Raw genomic sequence first — 25,938 nt, 5'->3', positions numbered from 1 at the left:
CCCTAATACTAATACTGATGATTACCGAATAATTAAACTGTCGTCCAATTGATCTCAGGCTCGTAAAATGAGATAAATAAATAGTAGAACATCATACATTCAAATGGACATCACTTATGTAAGTGGATCGCGGTAGCCTTGATTCTTTAGATTATTAATCACTTCTGGCGATTTTCAAAAAACTTGGTTCTTTTGTTTGTGTCGATTCAATTTATTTATCATTTAATTTGGGATGAATCTCTAATCCAATTTGTAATTTTATCGCGTTAAAAATGAAGGATAAAATGTCTCGCCTAAATAGAACATTAGTAGCGTGTGAAAATACACTACTGAGAGAGGGAATATCTAAGATACTACATGAGGATGAAGGTATACAAGTTGTAGCTGAGGCGTGTAATTTATTAGAACTGATTCAATTCTGCGAAGAGTTTCAATTTGACATATTGCTGCTTGATGCAGACCTACAAGGATTGAAACTTTCAAAGATTCTGGAGTCGATTAGGAATAAAAGTGGTTGTAAAGTGATATTAATAATTGGCGACAAATTCGATGAGGATCAACTCATAGATGCGATTCTTTTAGGTGTAAGAGGTTATTTATCAAAGGATTCTAATTCAAATCAGCTTAAGTCAGCAATCAATTTTGTATCTGATGGACAACATTGGGTAAAAAGGGAAATAATGACTAAGGCTTTAGAAGCCTCCTCATATACTCCTAATGGTAGAGGGAAAAGGGCAAACGCCCCTATATACAATCTCACTAAAACTGAACTAAAAATATTTAAAATGGTTTTGGAAGGTCACTCCAATAAACAAATCGCTAGAGACGTATTTTTAAGTGAAAAAACAGTAAAGTTTCACTTATATAAAATTTTTAGAAAGCTAGCTGTCAAGAACAGATCTGAGCTCATACTTTATGGTTATCGAAAGGGTATTGTAGCAAATTAACTGAAAGGAATAATTTCGTATAACAATTATTATAGCGCAATATTGTTCTGGATTAAATTATTTTGAACTTGATAGTGCATCTCCTCAAGCAGAATATGGTAACCATTTGGATAATTATAATTTTTTATCATCTTTATATTATGAAGTTTTAAATCTCTTTAACCTCAATATCCTATAGGCGCTTCTTATAGTTTCATATAATCAGTGAGGGTAAAAAGAAGTTCTTGTGGATAAGTCAAAAATTTCTTTCCGCTCATCTTAGTGAATTATAACGAACCATATTTAATAGATTCAAATTACAAATCCAGAAATATCAATTAATGTCCGGTGAAGATCGGTCTGTTGCCAAGTTACTCCAAAATTATCGTAGCCAGTGAGTATGCGTTAGAGCGTGAAGCAATAATTAAACTTTTAACTTCTGAAAAAGAATTAGAAATAATAGCGCAGGTATCATCAGCCAATGATATTAAAGAAATCCTAAATAGTGCAATTTCGGGGGATATCCTTATCCTTGATGCCGATATGAGTAGCTTAGATATATTCGAAATCATGAAGTTGATAAAGGAAAAATCTCCTCGTCTGAAAGTACTATTACTAACAAGTAAATATGATCCGGAAAGAATCATGGGAGCCATCTTTGCAGGTTGCTTAGGATATATTAGTAAAAATGCATCCGCCACAGAATTAGCAAAATCAGTTCGGGCTTTAACGAGATCTGAAGTTTGGATCGAAAGAAAATTGATGTCAAAAGTTATTCTTCGAATGTCTGACTTCTACTTTAATACTTTGTCGAGTCGCCATTAGGTTTCTTCAGCTTATCTTGTTTAATTCATAAAATTTTTTTAAAAGGTAATTTATAATGTGCGGAATAGTCGGATATATCGGGAAAAGGAATGCGGTCCCCTTATTATTAGAGGGACTTAGAAGGCTTGAGTACCGTGGTTACGATTCAGCAGGCATTGCATTTATTGAGAATGGCAACGTTGTTTTGAGAAAGAGTCTTGGCAAGTTGAAAAACCTTGAATCCATGCTGGAAAACTCCTTCTACGATACTCATGTGGGAATAGGTCACACACGTTGGGCTACTCATGGAAAACCAAGTGATATAAACTCACATCCACATAGCGACTGCACGGGGAAAATAGCTGTAGTACATAATGGAATAATTGAAAATTTTTCTTTACTAAAAAAATCCCTAATAGCTGACGGTCATACCCTACTTTCGGAGACTGATACGGAAGTAATTGCACATCTTATAGAAAGAAAGCTCGAAGATGGAAATTTATTGAAAGCTATTACATCAGCGTTATCAGAAATTAAGGGAACTTATGCACTTGCAATAGTGAGTAGTACCGATCCTGATAAAATCATAGCAGCGCGACGGGGTAGCCCACTGGTCATCGGCAAGGGAAATGGAGAATATATTCTTGCATCGGATTTGCCGGCGATACTAATATGTACGAAGGATGCTATTTTTGTAAAGGAGAATGAATTGGTAATTCTAGATAAAAAAAATGGCATAAAAATAATCAATCTTGAAAATGGTTACAATAGGGAAGAAAACATATACAAAATCCCTTGGGATTCCGAGCTAGCAGAGAAGAGCGGTTACCCGCATTTTATGCTAAAGGAAATTCATGAGCAATCCCAAGCCGCAAGAAACACCTATTCTGGAAAAATAAATCTAGATAATGGTAGGATTCAATGGGATGAGATAAATCTTACAATCGAGGAGATTAATAATATATCAAAGATTCATTTGGTTTCTTGTGGAACGTCCTGGCACGCCTCACTTGTCGGCAAATTTATTATTGAAAAAATTGCTAGGATTCCTGTAGAGGTTGATCTAGCATCAGAATTTAGGTACCGGGATGTTATCTTGGACAAAAATGTTTTAACGATCGGAATAACTCAGTCTGGTGAAACCGCTGATACTTTGGAAGCTATGAGAAAAGCCAAAAAGGTTTGCTTTAAAGTGCTATCTATATGTAATGTTGTAGGGAGTACGGCCACTAGGGAATCAGGCGGCGTGATATATACCCATGCAGGGCCGGAAATAGGCGTGGCTTCTACTAAAGCATTCACCTCGCAGGTCGTAGCTCTTTATTTACTCGCACTATATCTTGGGAAGATTAGAGGTCTTATGAGTATGATTCAATTCCGTGAGATGATGGATGAATTGGCTGCGATTCCTGAAAAAATTAATCTAGTGCTTGCAAAGGAAAGAGAAATTGAGCATCTAGCAAATCTATATTGGAAGAAAAAGAGTTTTTTCTTTTTGGGAAGAGGAATTATGTATCCAATCGCATTAGAGGGTGCCCTGAAGTTAAAGGAATTATCCTATCTTCATGCTGAAGGTTACGCCGGAGGAGAAATGAAGCACGGTCCGATTGCACTTGTTGACAGGAAAATGGTCGTCGTTTCCCTAATCCCTCTCAACTCAATTTATGAAAAAATGTTGAGCAATATAGAGGAAGTAAAAGCGAGAGATGGCAAGGTGATTGCTATTTCGTCTCAAGGTGATAACGAAATAAAAGATAAGGTTGACAATGTATTTTACATTCCTAAAACTAATGACCAGCTATCACCGCTGTTATTTAACATTCCATTACAACTATTTGCCTATCATATTGCCAAAAAGAGAGGTTGTGACATTGATCAGCCAAGAAATCTGGCTAAGAGTGTTACGGTAGAGTAATTCAGTAGCCTGCGTTCGGGCCAGTTTAAATCGATTTACGTTTAAATTCCAGAATTAAAAATCATATTAATAAGTTAGCCGTTCCGTGCGAATAGCGAATAGATTAAGAATACAATAGCACTCATTTAGTTCTGCTTTTCTATCGTAACCCTATTCCCATTTCAGTGTAAGCGAAACCGTCGATTTACTCAGTGCACCCTCCGTGATGCGATCCGATGCGAAGTGTCATTCCGAGCGCAGCGACGAATCTAATTGAGATTGCTTCGTTCCCTGCGAAATTTATTCCGAGTTGTCGCCAAACTCAGGGCTCCTCGCAATTCTAGACGTTGCACAATTCGGGGACAGTCTCTTAGATCTTAATTGGGCATCCAAAAAATTGCCAAAATCAATTGCGGAAGCGTTAATAAAAATTTGCGAATTGCGATTGGATTAAATTTTTTAGCCGTTATGTCATCCCCGATTAAGCTTGTCCCCGCATGTAGCTGGCGGGGAACATTCGAGGATGACGGATGAGTAAATTTCGAGAAAATTTATTATTTTTTGGATTCTGTCCTCGAATTACGAGACAATTACAGCAATGACTGATTATCTGTTAATCTCCTGCAGCTTCTCGCACGGTTATTCGATTAATTGAAGGGCTGAGAACCCGAGTAAAGAAAAGAATAGTGAGATACATACTGCAGCTAACAATAAATTTCTTTATTTTATTTTTTTAGATACTTAATGGATTAAGGGAGGTTTATCATGAACATATCCGTAATTGGCACAGACTTTGTCGGTATTGTTGTAGGAACATGCTTTGCAGAAACTGGCAATAACGTAAAATTGGTCGATATTGGTCATGAAAAGTACAAAGGACTTAGGGACAGAAGGTCACCATTACATGAACCTGGTCTTGTTGACCTGATAATTAAAAACTTCAAAGAGGGGCGTCTGGTTTTTACTAATGATATTCATCAAGCTGTTAAAGATTCTTTTGTAGTTTTTATGACCACAGGGCTACCGGTTGATGGCGATGGTAGTCTGGATACAACTCCAATTTTCAGAGTTTCAAGATCGATAGGGAAAAGTTTGGATGATTACAAGATTATTATTACGTCGAGTACATCTGCTTTGGGGACTACCGAATTGGTTCGTGACATCATGAAAGCCTTTACTGATGTTGAGTTTGATGTTGTCTCTAACCCAGTGTTTCTCAAAGATGGATCTGCAATCGAGGATTTTATGAATCAAGACACGTTAGTGATTGGGACGGATAACCCTTCCGCTGAGAAATTAATAAAAGATCTTTATGCACCGTTTGTCAGGTCTAGTGATGGATTTATTTCTGTTCCTATACGAGTAGCCGAACTAACGAAACAATCGGATATTAAATACTTGAAAAGAGGTGTCGTTAATGAGTCTAACCGCAAATCTGCGTCGGCTTCGGGGGGCTGAACTTCAAAATAAAGAAAATTTTTTGGAGTCGTTTCGGTTATCGATTCGCTCATTAATTAGTGGTTGATTATGTAGGACTATGTTTTTCGAGGAAGCTTCATGCACCTTGGTTCGTCGAAGGATCTTAGATATTTCGTTGACAAAATCCTAAATCGTATTAGCTTCACTTATCTTAATGCTCCAGGGGATGCACGGCTCTCCCGTCCTTCTTCATTACAAAATTTGTGAGGCAAATTGAAGCAATCGCATACCCTGTCATTCCCAAGCGCAGTTATTGGGAATCCATAAAAATACTTCTGGATCCCCGACAGAGCTTGTCCTCGAAATCCTTGATCGGGGAGTCCTCGGGGATGACATTACAACTAAAAAATTTAATTCGACCACAACCCGCAAATTTTTCTGTACGTCTTCGTTCCTGATTTTCTTAACGCAATTTTTGGAAGGCCGTTCAAGTCCTTTTGATTCTGAATAGGATTAATGAAAATAAATCTATTCGAGAAACGGTAACGATTTTGTCCACGAAATATATGACATCTACAGCAATGACGTGAGCATTGCTTTAGGTCTTTTCAATCTATCTTATAATTTGATAAGCTCGTTGGTAAGAATTGATTTCGTAAATTTTGCTATAGATAGTGATTTCGTAGAATTTTTAGTTTAGAATAGAAAAAACTATTAATCATTTTCTTCGACCTTTGTATCTTGTGGATGGAGAATGAAACAGGTTAAGTACCTTTATCTGACTATTTGTCTTATAATATCTTTACAATCATTACATGAATTAAGAGCCTCTGAACTTGCAACGGCACAGACAATTGGTTTTTATACTGCAGGTTGTATTAAGCACTCTTCTGCGTTACCGAGAGATGGGGCAGGTTATCAGGTGATAAGGTTAAGCAGGGATAGGTTTTATGGACACCCTGAGCTTATTAAATTTATTCAGTCCCTAGCTAGAGAAGCGCACGGTTTATACGGAGCAGCTTTGTTGATTGGCGATCTTTCACAGAAAAACGGCGGGCCTATGCCTGATGGGCATAGCAGTCATCAGATTGGGCTTGATGCCGATATTTTGTTCTGGCAGAATCCGATTGCTACGATAAGAACACTAACGCTTGCCGAGAGAGAAATGATTGAGCCCCTGTCTTTACTCAACCCCAGCCTTACGGTTATTGATCCGACCAGATGGAGTCCTGTGCATGCCAAAATTTTAAGATTGGCTGCGTCATTTAGTGATGTTGAAAGAATTTTCGTTAACCCTGTTATAAAGAAAAGACTGTGTGAGATGTTTCCGGGTCAGCAGTGGCTGAATAAGATTCGTCCGTGGTGGGGACATGACGGACACTTTCATGTGCGCCTTCAATGCCCGAATGACAATCCTTTATGCAGACCCCAGGAACCAGTTTCGGAAGGTGACGGATGCGATGGTGAATTAGCATGGTGGTTATCGGCAAAGGTAAGACGGCAAGAGTTAGAAAATAAGGACAAGCCCAGTACGAGAATCGTAAGGAAATTGCCCTATGAATGCCTATCGATCGTATATTAGAATTGTCTTCATGTAGCAATAATTATCACAGGATAGTTTATATATTCCCTCAATTTTCTATTTAATTGCCGTACTGCTTGCAATCTGTTTAGCAAATTTGGTTGGTTTTTGGCGTGATCTCACATCGTGTTCTGCTAGGAGCGCCATAAGAGGTGCAACGAGATAATCGATGCTGCGTAATAAAACGCCGATCATTAACAACATGTGGAGCCCGAAATTGGAATAGTTTGATATAACCACTACTGCAAAAGTCAACATACCAATACCGAGAGCAAGTTCTGTCTGCGCAGAACCGAGGGCTCCCAATCCCAAGGGAAGCGACTTGAACTTATTTGTCCTGTTCCACGGAATTTGTTTGGTGATTAAGGCCCAGAAACTTGCCGTTATGTAAGTATGGCTTAAGGATCTATTTGCAAAGAATGCCCCTATTGTGTCCGGAATCGAGCACTTTAAAAGGACGCGGTACGAAAACAAAAATAGAGTGGCTCCGGAACTTAGCATTATAATGGAAGAAATCCATACTATATTTGGAATTTCGATAAATTCTTCACGCGTGACCATAGAGATTGCTGTAATTATTCCAATCGGTAGAAGTAAGAAACCAATTGCTATATTCAGGTAGCCCAGGCCATGGTTTAGATGGTGTATCTTTTGAAGGCTAGTAAGGGCTGATGGCTTCCGTAATTTCCACGGTAAGTATAGGCGCATGTGACGTCTTAACTCCTGAACCGGACCATATGTCCAGCGGAACCGCTGCTTCTTATAGCCTGAAAAGGTTTCGGGAATAAGACCCCGGCCAAATGTTTCATTTGTATAGACTGATGAATAGCCCAACGCATGTATCCTGATCGAAAGCTCAGAGTCTTCAGTAGCGCACCATTCGGCCCAGCCGCCCGCTTCCTCCAGGGCTTTGCGGCGAATCAAACACATCGTACCAACAGTCAATGCCGAATCCCTTTCATTGAGGCTCGGCATGGTTGTTTCGAAAAAGTATTTATACTCCCAATAACACATTCTTTGATAGATGCTATTCTTCCAATCTCGATAATCATGTGGGGTTTGCACAAACCCAATTTTCGGGTCATCGAAGTATCCGACGAGCCGGTCTAAGAAATCTGGTTCGGCCAGATAATCACTATCAATCACACCAATGATTTCTACAACTGGCGGGGTATGACGAAGCGCATAGTTTAGCGCTCCTGCCTTTGCGCCTTTAATACCGTCAACGTGGATAAAATGGAAACGTTCACCTAAATTACTGCAGTGCTTCTCAACGGGTTTCCAGAGGTTGGGGTCTTTGGTGTTGTTATCGATAACCATTACTTCGAAGTTTGGATATCTAAGGTTAGCAAGGGCATCGATGGTAGAAATTACAATTTCAGGCGGTTCTGAGTGCGCAGGTACCTGGAGTAAAACCTTCGGATAGTGCTTTAGATTTCCTCCGGGCAGTGGAGAACGGGGCCTATTCCAAATTTTCCTGCAGAGTACCTCCCATTGTTCAAATGTCGAGACCAATCCTACAAATAATGAGCATAAAAGTAATGGATATCCAGAAAGCATCAAGATCTTGGTGAGTGTGCTTACATGAATGGTCGTTATAAACCACATACCCCATAAGAGAGAGAATATCGTTAAAAGGAGATTGGATGTAAGCAGAAATCGTCCAGAAACTGAAAAGTCCTTTAGTGCTCGATCTGAGATTATGCTTACCACGAACCCTATTGAGAATGGAAGTAGCACCCCATATAGATTTTGGGTGAAAACCCAAGAACCCAAAGCAGCCAGGAGATAGACATTCAGATAAATAGCAGCAGAATCGCCGGATTTATCTCGATCTATAAGCTTCTTAAAAATTAGCAAAAATGTTGATGCTGCGAAACAGAGTGTGTAGAACAAAAAACCCGCTGTCGCCAGCTCCCCAAAATTAAAATCCATTAACGTATATCAAATATAAATATAGCAATGCGAAAGGATTTGTCAAGATATTTATACGCATATGCGTGGTTTATTTCTGTTTTATATACAGTAAGTTAGACGATATATTACTTAACTGATTAGCAATAGCGAAGATAGGTGGATCTGGACTCCTGGGCGGTTGATTTTACGGATTCTATTACGATACAATAAATACGGACCCTTCAGAGGTTATTATCACGAACATCACCTTGCTGCCTTAACCGAGTCGAAGGATGAATCGTGTTAGTGAATCAATTTTAATAAATTCTTCGATTAGCGCACGATAATCGGATTGGCAATGGCTTTGAATTAAACTAGGAAGACCTGAACAATCATCGCCTTCAAACTTTAGATTACTAAATTGATATTCCACAATAGGGTATCGTTAGGACCCGAACGCGATAGATAAAGACTAGTTTGTTTAACGAAAATATTTTATAGATTATATATGATTCATAGTTTGGATGACGTTATTTTCATGAAACATAATACTAAATCATATCCTGTGCCCGCGAAGAGAATTTCGGTAATCATATTTCTTTTTCTGTTATTCGGTTCCAATGCGTTAACTACCCAAGAACCACCCATCTACAATCCAAAGGATATATTTCAACCCGTCGTAGCTAAACATGGCATGGTCTCATCTGCGAATATGTACGCAACAGAGGCTGGTCTTCAGGTCTTAAAAGAGGGAGGAAACGCAATTGATGCCGCTGTGACTGTTGGATTTACACTTGCAGCTACCTTTCCCCGCGCAGGTAATTTGGGTGGCGGTGGCTTTATGTTGATCTATCTGGCTGATCCAAAAAAAATGGTGGCTATCGATTATCGAGAAAAGGCTCCAAAAGCCGCATCGAGGGATATGTTTCTGGACGAGAGTGGAAATGTCGATAGTGAAAAATCACTGCACAGCTTGTTGGCAGTAGGAGTTCCCGGTACTGTGGCAGGCCTCGCAATGGCGCTTGAAAAATACGGGACTATGACATTAGAACGAGCACTTGAACCTGCTATTGATTTGGCTGAAAAAGGATTTCCGATCGATTCGGAGCTCAGAAGATCTCTTTTATCTGTTAAGGCTAGGATGATGGCTTCACCCCCGAGCATGAAAATCTTTTACAAGGAGGGGGGAGTTTCGTATGATCAGGGTGAAATCTTTAAACAAGAGGATTTGGCATGGAGCCTCAAGCAGATAGCAAGGCATGGCCCCATTGCATTTTATAAAGGGAAGATAGCTGAGAAAATTGTTTGTTATATGAAGGGAGGAGGTGGATTGATCACCTCTGAAGATTTGGCTTCGTATAACCCTGTGATTCGTGAACCGGTTCACGGGACCTACAGGGGGTATGATATATATTCAACGCCTCCGCCAAGCTCAGGTGGCGTGCATCTGATTCAAATGCTAAATATGCTTGAGAGATTTCCCAGAGGATTATATGGGCATAATACAGCTAAGACTATTCATATCCTTGTCGAGACGATGAAACTGGCCTTTGCAGACAGGTCTAAATATCTTGGAGACCCAGATTTCGTTCCCGTTCCTGTTACAGGATTGATATCAAAGGATTATGCAAACGAGCTGCAAAGGAAATTGAATACTGAAAGGGCGACACCAAGCGAAAAAATATCTCCGGGAACCCCCGGCAGGAATAAGGAGGGTGTAGATACCACTCATTTTTCAGTAATTGATAGATACGGCAATGCTGTTTCAAATACCTATACCCTCAATTTCAGTTATGGGACAAAGCTTACAGTTCCCGGGACAGGGATTTTATTGAATAATGAGATGGACGACTTTTCTTCAAAGCCCGGGGTGCCAAACGCCTATGGCCTTATAGGGGGTGAGTACAATTCTATTGAGCCTGAGAAAAGAATGTTGAGTTCAATGACTCCGACGATTGTATTAAAAAATGGTAAGCCCTATCTCCTCACCGGAAGTCCGGGAGGGAGCAGGATTATATCCGCTGTGCTCCAAATTATTCTCAATGTCATTGATTTCAATATGAATATAGCTTCTGCTACAAATGCGGTTAGGGTTCATCATCAATGGCTACCGGATGAAGTGGTTGTTGAGGAGGGGTTAAATGGAGATACTGTGAGAATTATAAGGGAAATGGGACACAGGGTTGTGATTGGGGACACGATAGGGAGTACACAGAGTGTCATGAAAATCGGGTATTTTCTTTACGGAGCATCCGATCCGAGGACGCCTGGCAGTTTGACTTTAGGATATTGAGAATAAAAATGTCTCATGGTTCTGGAAAAGGTCGACGATCTATTCGCTTAAAGGATTATGATTATTCACAGCCTGGGGCGTATTTTATCACGATTTGTACAAAGGATAGGATGTGTTTATTCGGTAAAGATCTTGATGGGGAGTTGAGGATTAATAATTATGGAAAGATTGTATTAGGTTTTTGGAATGACCTAGATCATTTATATTCAAATGTAAGGACAGATGCCTTCGTTGTGATGCCTAATCATGTGCATGGAATTATTATGATTGAAGAAAGCGTAGGGGCAATTCATGAATTGCCCCTACAAAACAGAAATGACAAAATGAAACGACGTCAAATGTTAATTCCTAAAATGGTTGGAAGGTTTAAAATGAAATCCTCGAAACGAATAAATGCGGTACGAGATACACCAAATATGTCAGTTTGGCAACGGAATTATCATGAACACATCATCAGGGATGAAGGGTCATTAAAGCGAATACGTGAATACATTAAAAACAACCCACTTACCTGGAATTTGGACCGGGAAAACATTGATAGAGAAGGTGAAGACGAGTTCGATGCGTGGTTTGAAAACAATTTTAAAAAAATAAACCCCAGATTTCTTATAAATGCAGACTCTTAATGGGAAATCTCGAGCATCCTGTCAATTGCTTTTCGTGCCCTTTTAGCAATTTCTTCTGGTACCTTTACCTCATATTTATCGTCTTGAAGTGAGCTAAGAACCTTTTCTAACGTAATCATTTTCATGTACCTGCAGATGGCATTCTCGTTTGCTGGATAGAAGGCCTTTTCGGGGTTATCTTTTCTCAACCTATGGAGCATCCCCGTTTCCGTAGCCACTATAAATTCATTTGATTCAGAGCTCTTCGCATACTCAATCATACCCCCGGTTGAGAGGATATGAACGTTTTTATCTCCGTCGAAACCGTTACAGGTATGGTAGATGAATGAGGTTGTGCAGCCACATTCAGGATGAATGAGCATTTCCGCTTCAGGGTGAGCATCTCTCATTTGTTCGATGTCCTTAGGTCTTATTCCGGCATGTACGTGGCACTCTCCCAGCCATAGGTGGATCTTTCTACCAGTGACCTTTCCAACATAGGCTCCAAGGAACATATCTGGAAGAAAAAGTATTTCTTTTTCTTCAGGAATAGAATTTACAATTTTTACTGCGTTGGATGAGGTACAACAATAATCGCTTTCTGCTTTTACCTCAGCCGTTGTGTTAACGTAAGAAACTACAACTGCTTCTGGATGTTCGGTTTTCCATTTTCTGAGTTGTTGAGCATTTATGGTATCTGAAAGAGAACATCCGGCTTCCAGATCGGGTATTAACACCGTTTTATTTGGAGATATGATTGAGGCTGTCTCAGCCATAAAATGAACGCCGCAAAAAACTATCACATCAGCATTTGTCTTTCCTGCGAGCTGAGACAGGGCGAGAGAATCACCCGTGAAATCGGCAATTTCCTGCACTTCTGGAACTTGATAGTTGTGAGCAATGATAATGGCATTCTTTTCATTTCTCAGCCTGTTGATTTCTTCCACTACCAAAGTACGGTCTTCCATTTTATTGAAACCTTCCTGTCCCCATTCAATCATAGATATAACTATACCAGATACAGACTGATGTCTAAAGCCTTAGGAGAATGAGTTAATGAGCCTATGGAAATTATATTGACCCCGGTTTCCGCCACTCTTCTTACATTTCTTAGGGTAATTCCGCCTGAGGCCTCGATGAGTGCTCTACCGTTTATGATCTCAACCGATTTTTTCATCGTGTTTAAGGGCATGTTATCCAGCATTATTATATCAGCGCCGGCTGCCAGGGCATCTCGAACCTCTTCTAGCCTGGATGTTTCAACCTCTATTTGAAATCGGACCCCTGACTTTTTTCTAATTTTGTTTATTGCGTCAGTAATGCTCCCAATGAGCTTCAGATGGTTATCTTTAATTAAGACTCCATCAAATAATCCCATGCGATGATTGCGACCACCGCCAGTGCGGACTGCGTATCTATCGAGGATTCTGAGGCCTGGAACTGTCTTTCGTGTGTCGGTTATTTTTACGGATAGCCCCTCGACCGCTTTTACAAATTTTGATGTTAGTGTCGCAATACCTGAGAGCCTTTGGATGAAGTTCAGAGCGACTCGCTCTCCAGCGAGAACTGCTTTTTCGGATCCATTGATTTTGACGAGTATATCGCCTTTGGCGATGCTTTCACCATCTCTCGTATTTTCAACCCATCGAATATCATGTTTTAGCTTTCTAAAAACCCTTTTAGCTATCGGGAGCCCGGCTATAATTCCTTCTTCTTTAGCCTGAATAATGGCATTACATCTACTATCCTCGGTATCCTCGGGAAAAAGCAGCTCAGTGGTTAAGTCCCTGGGTCCAATATCTTCCTCCAGGGCATTCTCGATAATCAAATCTACTTGGTTCCAGTCTAACTTTGCGATCTTCATTTTTATTTTCTATAGTAATTAGGCTGGGCAACCGCTTGGATGAGTGGTTGCGAGAGAAAAGTATTCGAAAGCTTTGGAACTGCGCGAGTATGATCCTTCTTATTTAACTTCCCAAGTATCGCTAGAATAAATTAGCTTCTTAAGATCCGGTTGAAATTTCTTTTTTGCTCTTTCTACTTGCTCGTATATTTGCTCTTCAAAGGACGGTTTTTCAACTCTTCTGATGACACCCATAGGGACTGGGTATTTTGGCCAAGACACTTTCGAAAGAGTGTAGGCAAGAGAGAGGTCTGTCTCGTCATGTGCGATAATATCATCAGGTGGGTTCCCGGACTCGAATTCGGCAATCTCGATACTTCCACTCTTGAACCTTATTCCTTTGTCGCTATTTTTCCCATAAATCATCGGCTTTCCATGTTCGAGAAAGATGTTTCTGTCATCCCTGACGGATTTTGCGGTGAAATAATCAAAAGCCTCATCGTTATATACATAGCAGTTCTGATAGATGTGAATAAATGAAGTGCCCTTATGTTTGTGTGCTTCAATTATCATTTTTGTCAGATGCTGGACATAGGAAGCGGACGTTCTGGCGACAAAGGTCGCACCAGATGCGAGCGCAAGAGTAACAGGTTGCACAGGTTCCTCTATGGAACCCATCGGTACCGATTTATTTATGGTTCCCTTGTCGCTCGTCGGGGAGTACTGTCCCTTCGTGAGGCCATATACCTTGTTGTCAAAGAGCAAGATGGTAATATCAACATTTCTTCTCATGACATGTATAAGATGATTACCACCAATAGAAATTCCGTCACCGTCTCCTGTAATGACCCATACAGAGAGGCCAGGATTTGCCACTTTAACACCGGTGGCAACCGGGATCGCCCTGCCGTGGATCGTATGGAAGCCATACGTATCCATGTAGTATGGGAGACGTGCTGAACATCCAATACCAGATATCACAGCGTGTTTTTCTTTTGGGATCCCAATTTCTGCAAGAGCTGTCTGAAACGCTTTTAATATGGCGTAGTCCTCGCATCCAGGACACCATCTTATTTCCTGATCAGACTTGAAATCAGTCGATTTGTATTTTGTTTCCCCAATATGTTCCGTTGTAGTACTCATAACAATTTTGTCTCCTCTTTATTCGATCTTTCCTATTAATGCTTTTTAAGTCCTTTATACTCTTCTCTGAAGAATTCTAATAGTTCACTAACGTCAAAAGGTTTTCCTGTGATTCTATCGTAACCCTTTGTGTCAACAAGATACTTGCCACGAAGGACAAAGTTGAGCTGTCCGAGGTTTAATTCGGGAACTAGCACCTTTTTGTAACTTCTAAGTACGTCTCCAAGATTTTTTGGCAATGGATTGAGGTGTCTGAGCTGGGTCATCGATATTTTCATACCGTCCTGCATTGCCAATTCAACGGCTGCCTTAATATGTCCGTATGTGCTTCCCCAACCTACCACAATCATTTCAGCTTCAGGGTGCCCTGTAACCTCTACGTCGGGAATATCTTGCAGGACCTTTTGTATCTTTTGCGCCCGTGTCTTGGTCATGAAATCGTGATTTTCGGGGTCGTAAGAGACGTTTCCGGATATATTGCTTTTTTCAAGACCACCAATCCTATGCTCAAGTCCCGGGGTGCCTAATTTTACCCATGGCCTAGCAAATGTCTTATCATCCCTCATATACGGATAAAAACCATCTGGATCAGTTCGGAAGTTTACCTCTATTGGAGGTATCTTATCTATATCCGGTAATTTCCATGGCTCTGAAGAATGAAGGAGAAACTGCTCAGAAAGAACAACTACAGGCGTCATATACTTGGTGGCTAGCTTTATGGCTTCAATGGATGTCCAGAAGCAGTCTGAGGGTGAGCATGGTGCCAGTACAATTACATGAGAGTCAGAAGGTCTTCCAAACAGAGCGAAAAGCAGATCCCCTTGTTCGGTTTTTGTAGGCAGCCCTGTTGAAATGCCTGAACGCTGGAAATCAAAGACCACCAGTGGCAATTCCGTCATAACAGCGAGGTTGAGTGCCTCTATTTTCAAAGCAAGCCCCGGTCCGCTAGTCCCAGTTACGCCAAGCACCCCAGTATAGCAAGACCCTATAGCCATAGCTATTGCTGCTATCTCGTCTTCCGTTTGTATTGAAACAGCACCGTGGTGCTTTAAAGCGGAAAGCAGTTGTAATATATCACTTGCCGGCGTGATAGGATAACCTGAATAAATGAGCGGCAGTTTAGACTTTTCTGAGGCTACAATCAATCCATATACAGTGGCAAGTGAACCGTTAACATTCCTGTATTTCCCTGGTTGTAGCTTTGCCGGTGGAATCTGATAGTGCACTGGGAAAATTTCCATCGTGTCGCAAATGTTATAACCCGCTTTTAATGCTTTGATATTGGCTTCCATAATTTCTTTCTTGGACGAGAAACGCTTATTTAGGAAATTTATTACTGGATCTAGTGGCCGGGAGAATAGCCAGGAAATCACCCCGAGTGCCAGAAAATTCTTGCATCTAAGCTTGTCCCTGTGTCCAACAGTCTCATCCATGAGTGCTTCAAGTGTAAGCTTTGTTATTGGCACCTTATACACCCTAAAGGAATGCAGTGAATCATCTTCAAGGGGATTGGAGTCGAAACCAGCTTTTTTAAGGTTTTGTTCGGTAAATTCGTCTTCATTTACCACAATTATTCCACCCGGTTTTACGAATTGCATGTTTACCTTGAGAGCAGCCGGATTGAATGCGACCAGCACATCGGGCTTATCGCCAGGTGTGTGGATATCGTATGATGCAAATTGAATTTGGTAGGAGGATACCCCAAATGTTGTACCTTGAGGTGCTCTAATTTCTGCGGGGAAGTCGGGCAACGTGGCAAAATCATTACCGACGACTGCGGTAACATTTCCAAACTGGTCTCCCAATACCTGAATACCGTCTCCGGAATCCCCTGCAAATTTTACAGTGACTTTATCGAGTCTTTCTTCTGGCCTTTCCATCAGCTATCTCCGTAAAAAACAATTAAATCAATGTTTATATAAAAATCTATTTTCATTAAAAAAACCCAACTGATAATTCTATCATTAATTTTTAGATTGTAAATAAAGAAGCGTTAGAGATTAGTTACACTTGATTATTGACGGTTCGAATCCTCTTTTCCACACGATATGAGCCCTAAATTGTGGATCTTCGTCCGGAAAATCCTCCCTGATGTGTACTCCCCTTGATTCCTTCCTCAGGAGGGCTGCATTTGCGGTGAGTTTACAGAGTTCAAGGATATCTTGTATCCTGTGCTTATAATAACCGCGTAGTTCATTCGTTGACATCGATATTTTTTCTAGTTCTGTGATTGAATTTCTTAATCCCTCGTCACTACGAATGATTCCAACGTTTTGGTTCATTAAATCTGAGATAATCTTTTTGATTTTAGAAAATACCTCATTTTGAGAACCTTGTTGACCAAGAAAGGATTGATTGTATTTTTTGATAGACTCGGGATAGATGTTTTTAATAGATGCGCCATTATTTCTTGCAGCGTCAACCGCTCGTTTGGCGAACACGATGCACTCAAGAAGTGAGTTACTTGCCAATCTGTTGGCGCCGTGAACGCCTGTGCACGCAACCTCTCCAGATGCAAAGAGACATTCGATATTGGTTTCTCCCATAAGACCTGTTTTAACACCTCCAATGGTATAGTGGGCAGCCGGGGCTACCGGAATTAAATCATTGCTGATATCGATCCCCGATTTAGAGCACATATTATGTATATTTGCAAAACGTTTTCTTACAAACACTTTGTCTAGGTGTTTTAGAGATAGGAATACGTAGTTTTGGCCTGATGTTTTCATTTCATTAAATATCGCCTTTGACACTATATCCCTCGGGGCTAGCTCTCCGAGCTCGTGGTAACGAAGCATGAATCTTTCACCATCCTTATTCAGGAGATAGGCACCTTCACCCCTTACGGCTTCGCTGATCAGGAAGCTACCGCCGTTCTTTGCGTAGAGTGTTGTTGGGTGAAACTGCACAAATTCAATATCGGTGACTTCAGCACCCGATCTATAGGCCAGCGAAATACCTTCTCCTGTTGCGCCTGGGGGGTTTGTGGTTCTTGAATATAGTGCGCCGGCACCACCAGTTGCGAGTATGGTCGCACCTGAGAGGATGGGCATCCTATTCAAGGGTGTTTCTCTGAAGGCTAATGCCCCGAAACATCTTTTCCCATCGGATATCAGTTTCTCTACGGCTGTATTTTCCAGTATCTTAATTCCTTTTAACTTTTTTACGGAAGATATCAAAAATTCAACAATTTCTTTTCCGGTTGAATTCCCACCCGAGTGGAGAACTCGTCTTTTTGTGTGTCCGCCTTCTAACCCGAGCTCAAAGCCCTTATCAGTAGAGTCAAACTTCATTCCGAGATTTATTAGATCAAAGACTCTTTCCCTACCCTCTCGGACAAGTATCTCGACGGCTTTTTTATTGCATATACCCCGTCCGGCGTTGATTGTGTCTTCAAGGTGATATAGTGGTGAGTCTTCTGGGTCAATTGCGGCGGCTATGCCACCCTGTGCCCAATAGCTATTGCTCTCTTCAAGCGTAGATTTTGTAAGCAGAATTACATCGCCAAAATTTGAAGCGTAGAGGGCGGCATAAAGTCCTGCTAACCCACTGCCTACAATGAGAAAAGGCGCTTCAAGCTTTTTATCTGCTAATTTTTCGGACTGGAGCATATCTATTTAGTGTATTAGAATCAAAAACCTGCTGACTGAAAGAATATTTCTCATTGATTTTCGGAATCTATCGTATTGAATATCGATTTAATTTGATTCAGTTTCTTTGGATCGTGGACCTTCCCACCATTTATTTCGTTCACATAAAAAACATCTGCTACCTGGTCGACCTTAGTGGAGATTTTTGCGTATGTAATTGAAAGTCCCAGATTGGTTATGGCTCTTGTTATGTCGTACAGGAGTCCTACACGGTCATATGTATAAACATCTATGATTGTTGAGGATTCGGAGGATTCATTATCTATTTCTACACGTGCTGGATGTTTGGGGATCGTCTTTACATAGATAGGTCCGTATTTTTTTCTCCTGGAGACAATCTGTCCTACCTCTGCCTTACCCTTCAATACATCGTTGAGGTCCTCGTTTACCTTAGACCATAGATCTTTCTCCGTATGGGTGGATTTTCCAAGCCGGTTTACATAAAACACGTCTAGGATTCTTCCGTCATCACGGGTTACGATTCTGGCGCCCAAAATATTAATCCCGTTTCCGGCGAGCACTCCACACAGATGGGAGAAGATACCAGGCTTATCGAATCCCCAGAATGTAAACTCATCATACTCTTCACTGGGATGAAAAACCACATCCATTGCTACCGTTTTGGCAAATTTTTTAATCAATTTCAAATGATAGGCAATCTTTTGTGGGGAATAACCTGCAAAATATGAGTGGGGCATGCCTCTTAGAATTTTTTTTACCCAGTTCTCTAAGATTTCCTCTTTTACAAGGTTAATGACATCTCTTGTAAACCTCTTCGCTCTTTCCTCTAGACTTTCCTTCTCAAATTCCTCCTCATCCAATATCGCTGCGGTCCTGAGATAAAGCTCTTCAAGGAGCATCCCTTTCCAGTTTGTCCATACGTCGGGACCTACCGATCTAACGTCTGCAAATGAGAGTAGATACAGTAACGAGAGGGTTTCCACAGTTTTTACCGATTTGGCGAATCGAATTATTAGGCTTTCGTCATGAAGATCTCGCCTCTGGGAGAAATGGGGCATTATAAGATGATGTTTAACTATAAATTGAAGTTTCTCGTTTTCTTCAATTGTAAGACCTATTCGTTCGGCGATTTTCGGAATCATCTGTGCGCCTTTTTGAGAATGATCCCTACCCTCTCCCTTTCCTATATCATGCAGAAGGCAGGCCAGATAAAGTATATGTCGTTTTGAAATATTTCTAGAGATTTTTGTGAGAAAAAGGAACTCCTTTTCGTATTTTCCAGCAATGAGATTTTCAATTTCTCTAATCATGAAAATTGAGTGTATATCCACAGTATAAACATGGTATGCGTCATGCTGGACCATGCATACTATTTTCTCAAATTCGGGAATATAATGACCAAGAAGACGAAGACGATTCATTTCAAAAAGCGTATTGGATACGGCTTTACCATTTGATAGTAGACTTAGGAACGAAGAATTAAGCCCTGGGTCATTTCTTACATTTTCGTCTATGAGCTTCACGTTTTCACGGATTAAATCCGACAGGTATTTACTCATTTTAATGTTGTATTTATCGGCGTATTCAAAGCATTTAATGAAGTTTTGAGGATGGTCGTGGAAGATTCTACGGCTAGAAGCAGAGAGCATTCCTCCCTGAATGATAAGGCCTTTATCCAGGAGCACTGTCTTCTGAGAGCCGAAGCTAAGTTTTGGTCTAAAAACGCATCTGTCGATCAGTTTCTTGGATTGTTCTTTAATTAGATTTCCCCTGAGATAATAAATTCTCATAAAACGTTCTACTGCGGGTAGCTCTGTATCTTTATAGCCAAGAAACCTTGCAATTTTCTCCTGATAATCAAACCTGAGTATATTTTCTGCTCTTCCGGCTAAATAATGGAGTTGCGTTCTAATTTGAAGTAGGAAATCCAATCCCTTTTTGAATACATTGAGCTCCCTTTCAGTCAGAATACCTTTATAGAGGAGCTCTCTAAATTCCTTAAGCTTGAATTTTGCTTGTGCAATCCACAGTGCTGCGTGGATGTCTCGCAGGCCGCCTTCTCCTTCTTTTATATTTGGTTCGAGGAGATAAATTGATCTACCAAATTTGTCGATCCTCTGTTCATTTTCTTCTAATTTCTTTTCAATAAACCTCGACGAGATCGTTGGAAGAAATTCAAGAAAGAGCCTTCTATCATATTTATTATATACTTTCCTATCGCCAGTAATGAATCTACCGTCGAGAAGTGACGTGAGAATTGTTGTGTCTTCGTTAAGGGAGATTTCGAAACACTCGTCAATTGTCCTAATGGAATGACCGAGTTGAAGATTTAGATCCCAAAGAGAATACAGTAGTTTTTGTGCTGTCCCTTCTACTAATGATTTTTTCGTTGGTGAATATAGGAACAACAGGTCTATATCGGAGTATGGACAAAGCTCTTTTCTTCCATAGCCTCCAGTTGCAATTATCGAGATGCCGTTGAGATGAGGGAGGCCAAGATGTTTTAGAGATTCTTTGATTAGTTCATCTGTGATAAGAGACAATCTTTGTGAGAACGCTATGCCTGAAAGGGTTCGTTTATCGTGAAGCTTCTTTAACTCATATTGTTTTTCCTTGTAGCGTAGTTTGACGCCTTGATACCCATCTTCTTTTTTTGAAGGCATTCTTAATTTTTCCATGACGTGACGGTTTCAGTAAATGAGAAAATAATCTTAATATATGATACCTATAAAATTTGATCAGAGCTTTAGACTGATTGAAATTCCGTCTCTTATTGGGATGATAGTGGTGAGGAACCCTTTTTCAGAAAGAAGAAGCCTTGTAAATTCCTTTACCCCTTTTGTGCTTGAAGAATCGTCGTTTCTTAATACCCTTCCGAACCAAAGGAGATTGTCAGCGATGAGAAGACCCCCTTTTCTCAGCCTGTTGTAGGCCTTTTCAACTACTAATGGGTAGCGTTCTTTGTCTATGTCATTGAATATTATATCAAAATGCCCCGGTATTGTATCCAGGATTGATAGTGAGTCCCCAACGTGGATCTTTATTCTGTTGTTAATCTCGGCACGCTTAAAAAAACTTAGGGCAAGTTTACCATTATCATTAGAAAAGTCTGTGAAGAATAATGTACCGCCATCACTAAGTGCTTTAGCGAACCAATATGCGGAGTATCCAAAGCCTGAGCCCATCTCAAAGATCCTTTCTGCGCCTATGGCCAAGGCTAACTGATGAAGTAGCCTTCCGACGAGCGGTCCCACGATTGGGAAACCCCTTTCTCTGCCGAGCTCTTCCATCTCCTTCAGTATAATGTCATCTGTCGGTTCCAGGCTCCTTAGATATTCCTCGATTTGTGGATTTACGATATAATCTGCGAAATTATTCAAAGCGGCCATTTAATTTCCAAAATCTGCGAATGCTTCTTCAAAACCAGAGCGCTTGTTCTCAATTCTAGCCATTACGAATAACAAATCAGATAACCTATTTATGTACTTCAACACGTTTTCATTGATTTCTTCTTCTCTCTTAAGCTTCACGATACTTCTTTCGGCCCTTCTCGCAACCGTTCTTGCGAGGTGAAGATAATGTCCTCCGCCCCTACCGGTTGGAAGAATGAACTCCTTCAGTGGTTCGAGCTCCTTAAGAAATTTATCGATTGTTCGCTCAAGCTTTTCTACACTATCGGGTTTTATCCTTGGTGCCAGGATATCCATTGGACTGGCAAGATCTGCACCAATAATGAAAAGATCATTCTGAATAACTGAAATAATTGTCTTTATTTCATCGTCCTTGGCTTGAGATCGTACTATTCCCAGCACTGCATTAAGCTCATCTATCTCCCCGTAAGCATCCACCCTTGTAGAGTCCTTACTTACCCTCTTCCCGCCGATAAGTGAGGTTAAACCTTTGTCCCCGGTTCGAGTATAGACCTTTGTTATTCTTTTCTTGGCCATCCTAGAATTCTAACAGAAGGGGAAAACCTGTTCAAACAAACGGGTTTCATGCGGATTCGTAAGAATCGATTGCCGGTGGTCACGATCTTTGGACGGCTTACAGAGAACTTTTGCAACGGGTTTTGCGGTGATATTACCGCTACGGTGGCAACGGGCTCAAACTAGAATGGTCTGTTCCCTCGATCAGGGAGTGACAACATACCTTGTGAAAAACTAGTTTTAACTAGTGAATTCCCTGTAGCTACAGGGTTTCCTGCTGTCTGTCATTGCGAAATTTGCGAAGCAAATTGAAGCAATCTCATCCTTTTCCCCAGTTTTCGATTGCTTCGTCCCCTTCGACTGGGCTCAGGGTTCCTCGCGTCATCTGAGACTTTCAGTTTCTATGGTGATAGCCTGCAGGTTACTGCGGGAAGTTTCATTTCAGCCTTAATGGTTATAATTAATATCCTGTATGTAATCGTTCACGATATTAAGAAGGAGATGAAACCATGAGCAAGGCAGGAAAGGAAATTATTACAGGTGCGAAGCAGGCTCTGGCTTATCTCAAAGGAGATAAAACCAAAGAGCGCGCCTACAAGGTACGCAACAGAGATATAGATGTCAAAGCAATCCGTGAAAAACTTCAGATGACACAGGAAGTTTTTTCCGAGACTTTTGCGATCCCTGTATCGACATTAAAAAAATGGGAAACCAATAATCGTGTGCCCGAAGGCCCGACCAAGGCTTCTGTGACAGTCATTGAGAAAACCCGCATGAGGTAAAAAAAGCCCTGGACAGCGCTGTGTGATAAATGTATTGTATGGAAATCCACGGCATTTAGGGTCCAGCAAGGATAATCATGAAGCTTCCGAACTGGTTCAAAGTTCTCTGGTGGGTATTACTCTTGGGCGGGCTGACGTATTTTCTGTATCGTAGGTACCCTGACTTGGTTGTCGGGCACTCATCCTACGCGGACGTCTTTGTGTTTCTGATATGGGTCGCCTTGTTCTTACTTCCCCTTTTTCAGGAGATCAGCTTCTTTGGTCTGACCTTCAAAAAGGAAATCGAAGCATTGAAGGCAGATGTCAAGGGAGAGATAGCTGAATTGCGCTCTGATATTCGCAACACCGTCGACATAAGGACTCAGTTTAACCCCAGCTTTACATTTGCGCCGCTCCCACCGTCAGATTCACAGCTTCCTCTTATAGAAGAACGCGTGCGGAATATTCTCGACGAGTTTGTTCGAGCTCATAATCTACGAATGCCCGCGGTGCCCAGCGATGACTTGAAAGTCGAAGATGACGTATCGTTCTTGTTTGGCGTGCGCTACAACATCGAAAAAGAATTGCGTCGTATCTGGAAGGAAAGGTATGGGGAAGAGGATCGGCGTCGCCCATTGTCCATACATCAGGTAAGTCGTATGCTCGCCGAGGAACAGTTAATTGACCCCGCTTTAATTAGTGTTATAAGAGAAGTGTATTCTGTGACTTCACCCGCTATTCACGGGGAAGAAGTATCGAAAGCACAAATGGCCTTCGTTAAAGATGTAGCTCCAAATTTGATAGCTGCATTGAGGTCTGTTTAAGCGGAATTGTCCCCTAATAGCGCCTAAGCATTCCGAATAGAAGTGGAATGAAACACTATTGCCAATTTTGTGTAAACGACAGCCTTTGGTAATAATTTATTGGATGCGATAACAGACGGCATGGAAATTTAGACTTATGGATAAGATAGCTCTAAATTTTGGTTTCCAGATACCTGATTATATAATAACTTTCCGTATAAATAATAAGTATAGGCAGCCAAGCCAGTCGTTTAGGAGAGGCGGACTATGTGGTGGCTTGATCGAATATTTGACGTTTTCTCAAGGAGACCCAGGCCAACTGAAGAACCTTTAGTGGAGGTTTCGCGTACTTTCCGAAACCGAGTTTTAATGTGGTGTGCTGAAGTTTTTGGCAACAAAAGAGTCACCGAGTTCGGGATTGGGGGCGATTACACTATCGAATTTTGGAATCAGATTCATAGAATTCTTCGATATCGGCATGGTGAAGCTCAATTATCTCATACTTCTTTTAGTTCACCAGCGGAAGATGCGTTCCAATTTGTCACGGCGTGTCCGACCGAGCAGTTTCTCGACCTCGTGGAAGATGTTTTTAGCGTGGACTGTTTATCCCATGTTCACTTGCCAAGAGAAGAAATGGTTAGGGAGTTAAATGCGTTTCTTGTGATAGATGGACTTCCCTATTTCTTAACGGACTATGTGACGGAGCGTGTCAAATCACGGCTTTATGGACGGGAACACGAAGCAATACAAGTGGTTTCCTACCCACGCGTTGTTTGTCGAGGGAATGAGCTTATCCATACTCAGGTGATTGTCCCAACGCTTGAATTCCTTCAGCGTGGCCATTTCCGACTGGCTAATGACGAATTCTTAGATGCTTTGCAGGACTATCGAAAAGGGGACTATGGAGATTGCTTGACAAAGTGTGGGAGCGCCTTTGAAAGTGTTCTTAAAATTTTGTGTGATAGGAAAGGCTGGCTGTACAAACAAACGGATAACGTATCTACACTCGTTAAAATATTCCTCGACAACACCCAGCTTGAAAGTTATTTCGAACAACTTCTCATGATTGTCCCCACCCTTAGAAATCGACTTAGTAAGTCACACGGCGCGGGCACAGTTTCCAAGAAAGTGCCTCAGCATATTGCTCAGTTTGCAATTAATTCTACTGCCTCAGCGATCTTATTAATGGTATATGAGGCGGGGGAAAAATAGTCGCGGCTTCTTAATGAAATTTTGCCTTGAGCTTGTCAGTAGAAGGGGCCAAGTCTACAATTGGCAATACTACCCATGTAGATTCGAATTGGTTTAAAGGAAATACTAAAATGCCAAGGCTCCTTCGTATTCAATATCCCAGTGCCCGGTGTCACGACACGAATGGAGTTTCAAGGCAACAAAAGATCTTCCTCTATAATGATTACTGGACTGTTTTCTTAACATTATCATGACGTTTAGAAGGATTGAAGAAAAGATAAGTAAGGATAGTTGATTTCTGGACCCATTGAAAAAAAATCAATAAAATAGGATTTAAGTATTGTCAATTGAAGGCTTGACCCCTTCGCTTTTATCTTTATATTGTCTCCAGAATCCTTCATGATTTAAAAAAAGTATTTTTCGGCCAAAAATTCATACTTTATTTTTAAGCAGAGCTTGAATCGTCTTCATCGGCAAAAACAGCCGGTTTTCTTGTTCGGAGAACCGCAGAAAACCGTACTTCAAATAAAAGCTTTCCGCGCCGTGCTTGGCATCGACAATCACGGCAATAGCTGCAATCTCCGTCCTGGTTTCATAACTGCGTTTCAGCGCATCGAATAAAAGCGCTTCCCCCAAGCCCCTGCGTTGGTATTTAACGTCAACGCCCATGCGGCCGAGCAGAACCACGGGCACATCAGGATATCGGGGAAGCTTCTTTCGAACGCCTGCCGGCAACTCCGCCAGCAGAACACTGCGCATGGACAGCGTATAAAAACCCGCCACTATTCCCGTTGCGCCATCGATCAGCACGAAGGGCGCAGCAACCTTGCGGCGCGCATCCTGCCCCGCCTGATTTTTGAAATATCTGTCCAGCTCCTCAATGCCGCACGAAAACTCTGCGCGGTCATGCGAGTCTTTCAGGGGTTCAATGAAAAACCCTTCTTTCCGCTTCTTTCCGCTCACTTATCTTTTATCAGTTCTTTATGGCGGCGCGCCGCTCTTTTCAGCCTTTCATGTGGCGCCGGCGGATTCAGCAGCGCTTCCACAAACGATGCGCTGTCCTTGGCCAACAATCTGATGTGGCTATGCTTTTCAATGACGTCCTCGGCCGCCTCCCGCGCATGCTCAATGACAAAATCGCTCACGCTGCGCCCTTCCAGATCCGCTGCGTGCTGTATCAGCTCCTTGACGCGGGACGTTGTCCGCGCCTCAAGCCGCGCTTCTTTTGTAAGATCTTCCTT

General features: G+C 41.3%; 21 protein-coding genes. 10 read left to right on the top strand and 11 right to left on the bottom strand.

Annotated features, from left to right (window positions below; genetic code table 11):
• Nucleotides 1–284: 284 nt before the first annotated feature.
• The 5 genes from VGA95_03615 to mepA all read left to right on the top strand — a co-directional run bounded on the left by VGA95_03615 (nt 285) and on the right by mepA (nt 6,625).
• Nucleotides 285–947 carry a response regulator transcription factor gene (locus VGA95_03615; protein HEX9665626.1) on the top strand — a complete coding sequence of 221 codons (663 nt, stop codon included), beginning with the start codon at nt 285–287 and terminating at the stop codon, nt 945–947.
• Between the two features lie 342 nt (nt 948–1,289).
• Nucleotides 1,290–1,751, top strand: coding sequence for a response regulator transcription factor (locus VGA95_03610; GenBank protein ID HEX9665625.1), 462 nt, complete (start codon nt 1,290–1,292; stop codon nt 1,749–1,751).
• 55 nt (nt 1,752–1,806) lie between these two features.
• Complete coding sequence (gene glmS, locus VGA95_03605; protein HEX9665624.1) at nt 1,807–3,645, top strand: glutamine--fructose-6-phosphate transaminase (isomerizing); 1,839 nt, start codon at nt 1,807–1,809, stop codon at nt 3,643–3,645.
• Nucleotides 3,646–4,389: 744 nt separating this feature from the next.
• On the top strand, nt 4,390–5,082 hold the full coding sequence (locus VGA95_03600; GenBank protein HEX9665623.1) for a hypothetical protein: 693 nt from the start codon (nt 4,390–4,392) through the stop codon (nt 5,080–5,082).
• A gap of 715 nt (nt 5,083–5,797) precedes the next feature.
• Nucleotides 5,798–6,625 (top strand): penicillin-insensitive murein endopeptidase, encoded by an 828-nt coding sequence (gene mepA, locus VGA95_03595; GenBank protein HEX9665622.1) that lies wholly within the window; start codon nt 5,798–5,800, stop codon nt 6,623–6,625.
• Between the two features lie 57 nt (nt 6,626–6,682).
• On the opposite strand, the gene VGA95_03590 is transcribed toward mepA, so the two are convergent.
• The gene (locus VGA95_03590) at nt 6,683–8,560 is read right to left on the bottom strand and encodes a glycosyltransferase (protein ID HEX9665621.1); all 1,878 of its coding nucleotides are present in this window, start codon (nt 8,558–8,560) and stop codon (nt 6,683–6,685) included.
• Between the two features lie 499 nt (nt 8,561–9,059).
• On the opposite strand from VGA95_03590, the gene ggt reads away from it, so the two are divergent.
• Nucleotides 9,060–10,814 (top strand): gamma-glutamyltransferase, encoded by a 1,755-nt coding sequence (ggt, locus tag VGA95_03585; protein HEX9665620.1) that lies wholly within the window; start codon nt 9,060–9,062, stop codon nt 10,812–10,814.
• A gap of 8 nt (nt 10,815–10,822) precedes the next feature.
• Nucleotides 10,823–11,440 (top strand): transposase, encoded by a 618-nt coding sequence (locus VGA95_03580; GenBank protein ID HEX9665619.1) that lies wholly within the window; start codon nt 10,823–10,825, stop codon nt 11,438–11,440.
• Here the strand turns inward: VGA95_03580 and nadA are convergent.
• The 8 genes from nadA to VGA95_03540 form a co-directional block, all read right to left on the bottom strand.
• Nucleotides 11,437–12,387 (bottom strand): quinolinate synthase NadA, encoded by a 951-nt coding sequence (gene nadA, locus VGA95_03575; GenBank protein HEX9665618.1) that lies wholly within the window; start codon nt 12,385–12,387, stop codon nt 11,437–11,439. The genes VGA95_03580 and nadA overlap by 4 nt on opposite strands.
• A gap of 41 nt (nt 12,388–12,428) precedes the next feature.
• The gene (gene nadC, locus VGA95_03570; GenBank protein ID HEX9665617.1) at nt 12,429–13,283 is read right to left on the bottom strand and encodes a carboxylating nicotinate-nucleotide diphosphorylase; all 855 of its coding nucleotides are present in this window, start codon (nt 13,281–13,283) and stop codon (nt 12,429–12,431) included.
• Nucleotides 13,284–13,382: 99 nt separating this feature from the next.
• Nucleotides 13,383–14,405: a 2-oxoacid:ferredoxin oxidoreductase subunit beta gene (locus VGA95_03565; GenBank protein ID HEX9665616.1), complete on the bottom strand. Its 1,023-nt coding sequence runs from the start codon at nt 14,403–14,405 to the stop codon at nt 13,383–13,385.
• A gap of 35 nt (nt 14,406–14,440) precedes the next feature.
• On the bottom strand, nt 14,441–16,285 hold the full coding sequence (locus VGA95_03560) for a 2-oxoacid:acceptor oxidoreductase subunit alpha (protein ID HEX9665615.1): 1,845 nt from the start codon (nt 16,283–16,285) through the stop codon (nt 14,441–14,443).
• 120 nt (nt 16,286–16,405) lie between these two features.
• A complete protein-coding gene (gene nadB, locus VGA95_03555) occupies nt 16,406–18,016 on the bottom strand; it encodes an L-aspartate oxidase (protein HEX9665614.1) in 1,611 nt (536 codons plus the stop codon).
• 50 nt (nt 18,017–18,066) lie between these two features.
• Nucleotides 18,067–20,679 (bottom strand): [protein-PII] uridylyltransferase, encoded by a 2,613-nt coding sequence (gene glnD, locus VGA95_03550; protein ID HEX9665613.1) that lies wholly within the window; start codon nt 20,677–20,679, stop codon nt 18,067–18,069.
• A 75-nt stretch (nt 20,680–20,754) separates the two neighbouring features.
• Nucleotides 20,755–21,405 (bottom strand): O-methyltransferase, encoded by a 651-nt coding sequence (locus VGA95_03545; protein ID HEX9665612.1) that lies wholly within the window; start codon nt 21,403–21,405, stop codon nt 20,755–20,757.
• Nucleotides 21,406–21,963 carry a cob(I)yrinic acid a,c-diamide adenosyltransferase gene (locus VGA95_03540; GenBank protein ID HEX9665611.1) on the bottom strand — a complete coding sequence of 186 codons (558 nt, stop codon included), beginning with the start codon at nt 21,961–21,963 and terminating at the stop codon, nt 21,406–21,408.
• A 488-nt stretch (nt 21,964–22,451) separates the two neighbouring features.
• Between VGA95_03540 and VGA95_03535 the strand changes: the two genes are divergently transcribed.
• The 3 genes from VGA95_03535 to VGA95_03525 all read left to right on the top strand — a co-directional run bounded on the left by VGA95_03535 (nt 22,452) and on the right by VGA95_03525 (nt 24,718).
• A complete protein-coding gene (locus VGA95_03535) occupies nt 22,452–22,724 on the top strand; it encodes a transcriptional regulator (GenBank protein HEX9665610.1) in 273 nt (90 codons plus the stop codon).
• Between the two features lie 77 nt (nt 22,725–22,801).
• Nucleotides 22,802–23,527, top strand: coding sequence for a hypothetical protein (locus VGA95_03530; GenBank protein HEX9665609.1), 726 nt, complete (start codon nt 22,802–22,804; stop codon nt 23,525–23,527).
• Nucleotides 23,528–23,773: 246 nt separating this feature from the next.
• On the top strand, nt 23,774–24,718 hold the full coding sequence (locus VGA95_03525; GenBank protein ID HEX9665608.1) for a hypothetical protein: 945 nt from the start codon (nt 23,774–23,776) through the stop codon (nt 24,716–24,718).
• 411 nt (nt 24,719–25,129) lie between these two features.
• On the opposite strand, the gene VGA95_03520 is transcribed toward VGA95_03525, so the two are convergent.
• Nucleotides 25,130–25,660, bottom strand: coding sequence for a GNAT family N-acetyltransferase (locus VGA95_03520; protein ID HEX9665607.1), 531 nt, complete (start codon nt 25,658–25,660; stop codon nt 25,130–25,132).
• The coding region (locus tag VGA95_03515) for a DUF1778 domain-containing protein (GenBank protein HEX9665606.1) at nt 25,657–25,938 on the bottom strand (282 nt) is incomplete at its 5' end. The genes VGA95_03515 and VGA95_03520, both read right to left, overlap by 4 nt.

Source organism: Thermodesulfobacteriota bacterium (genome assembly GCA_036397855.1).
GTDB lineage: Bacteria > Desulfobacterota_D > UBA1144 > Nemesobacterales > CSP1-2 > DASWID01.
The sequence above is the reverse complement of the archived record's forward strand: the minus strand, read 5'-3'. Positions and strand labels throughout refer to the sequence as shown.

Bases quoted from the DNA above. Each gene is read 5' to 3' on its own strand.
- VGA95_03615 (HEX9665626.1), top strand. From the start codon at position 285: ATGTCTCGCCTAAATAGAACATTAGTAGCGTGTGAAAATACACTACTG.
- glmS (HEX9665624.1), top strand. From the start codon at position 1,807: ATGTGCGGAATAGTCGGATATATCGGGAAAAGGAATGCGGTCCCCTTA.
- VGA95_03600 (HEX9665623.1), top strand. From the start codon at position 4,390: ATGAACATATCCGTAATTGGCACAGACTTTGTCGGTATTGTTGTAGGA.
- mepA (HEX9665622.1), top strand. From the start codon at position 5,798: ATGAAACAGGTTAAGTACCTTTATCTGACTATTTGTCTTATAATATCT.
- VGA95_03590 (HEX9665621.1), bottom strand. From the start codon at position 8,560: ATGGATTTTAATTTTGGGGAGCTGGCGACAGCGGGTTTTTTGTTCTAC.
- ggt (HEX9665620.1), top strand. From the start codon at position 9,060: ATGAAACATAATACTAAATCATATCCTGTGCCCGCGAAGAGAATTTCG.
- VGA95_03580 (HEX9665619.1), top strand. From the start codon at position 10,823: ATGTCTCATGGTTCTGGAAAAGGTCGACGATCTATTCGCTTAAAGGAT.
- nadA (HEX9665618.1), bottom strand. From the start codon at position 12,387: ATGGAAGACCGTACTTTGGTAGTGGAAGAAATCAACAGGCTGAGAAAT.
- nadC (HEX9665617.1), bottom strand. From the start codon at position 13,283: ATGAAGATCGCAAAGTTAGACTGGAACCAAGTAGATTTGATTATCGAG.
- VGA95_03565 (HEX9665616.1), bottom strand. From the start codon at position 14,405: ATGAGTACTACAACGGAACATATTGGGGAAACAAAATACAAATCGACT.
- VGA95_03560 (HEX9665615.1), bottom strand. From the start codon at position 16,285: ATGGAAAGGCCAGAAGAAAGACTCGATAAAGTCACTGTAAAATTTGCA.
- nadB (HEX9665614.1), bottom strand. From the start codon at position 18,016: ATGCTCCAGTCCGAAAAATTAGCAGATAAAAAGCTTGAAGCGCCTTTT.
- glnD (HEX9665613.1), bottom strand. From the start codon at position 20,679: ATGCCTTCAAAAAAAGAAGATGGGTATCAAGGCGTCAAACTACGCTAC.
- VGA95_03545 (HEX9665612.1), bottom strand. From the start codon at position 21,405: ATGGCCGCTTTGAATAATTTCGCAGATTATATCGTAAATCCACAAATC.
- VGA95_03540 (HEX9665611.1), bottom strand. From the start codon at position 21,963: ATGGCCAAGAAAAGAATAACAAAGGTCTATACTCGAACCGGGGACAAA.
- VGA95_03535 (HEX9665610.1), top strand. From the start codon at position 22,452: ATGAGCAAGGCAGGAAAGGAAATTATTACAGGTGCGAAGCAGGCTCTG.
- VGA95_03530 (HEX9665609.1), top strand. From the start codon at position 22,802: ATGAAGCTTCCGAACTGGTTCAAAGTTCTCTGGTGGGTATTACTCTTG.
- VGA95_03525 (HEX9665608.1), top strand. From the start codon at position 23,774: ATGTGGTGGCTTGATCGAATATTTGACGTTTTCTCAAGGAGACCCAGG.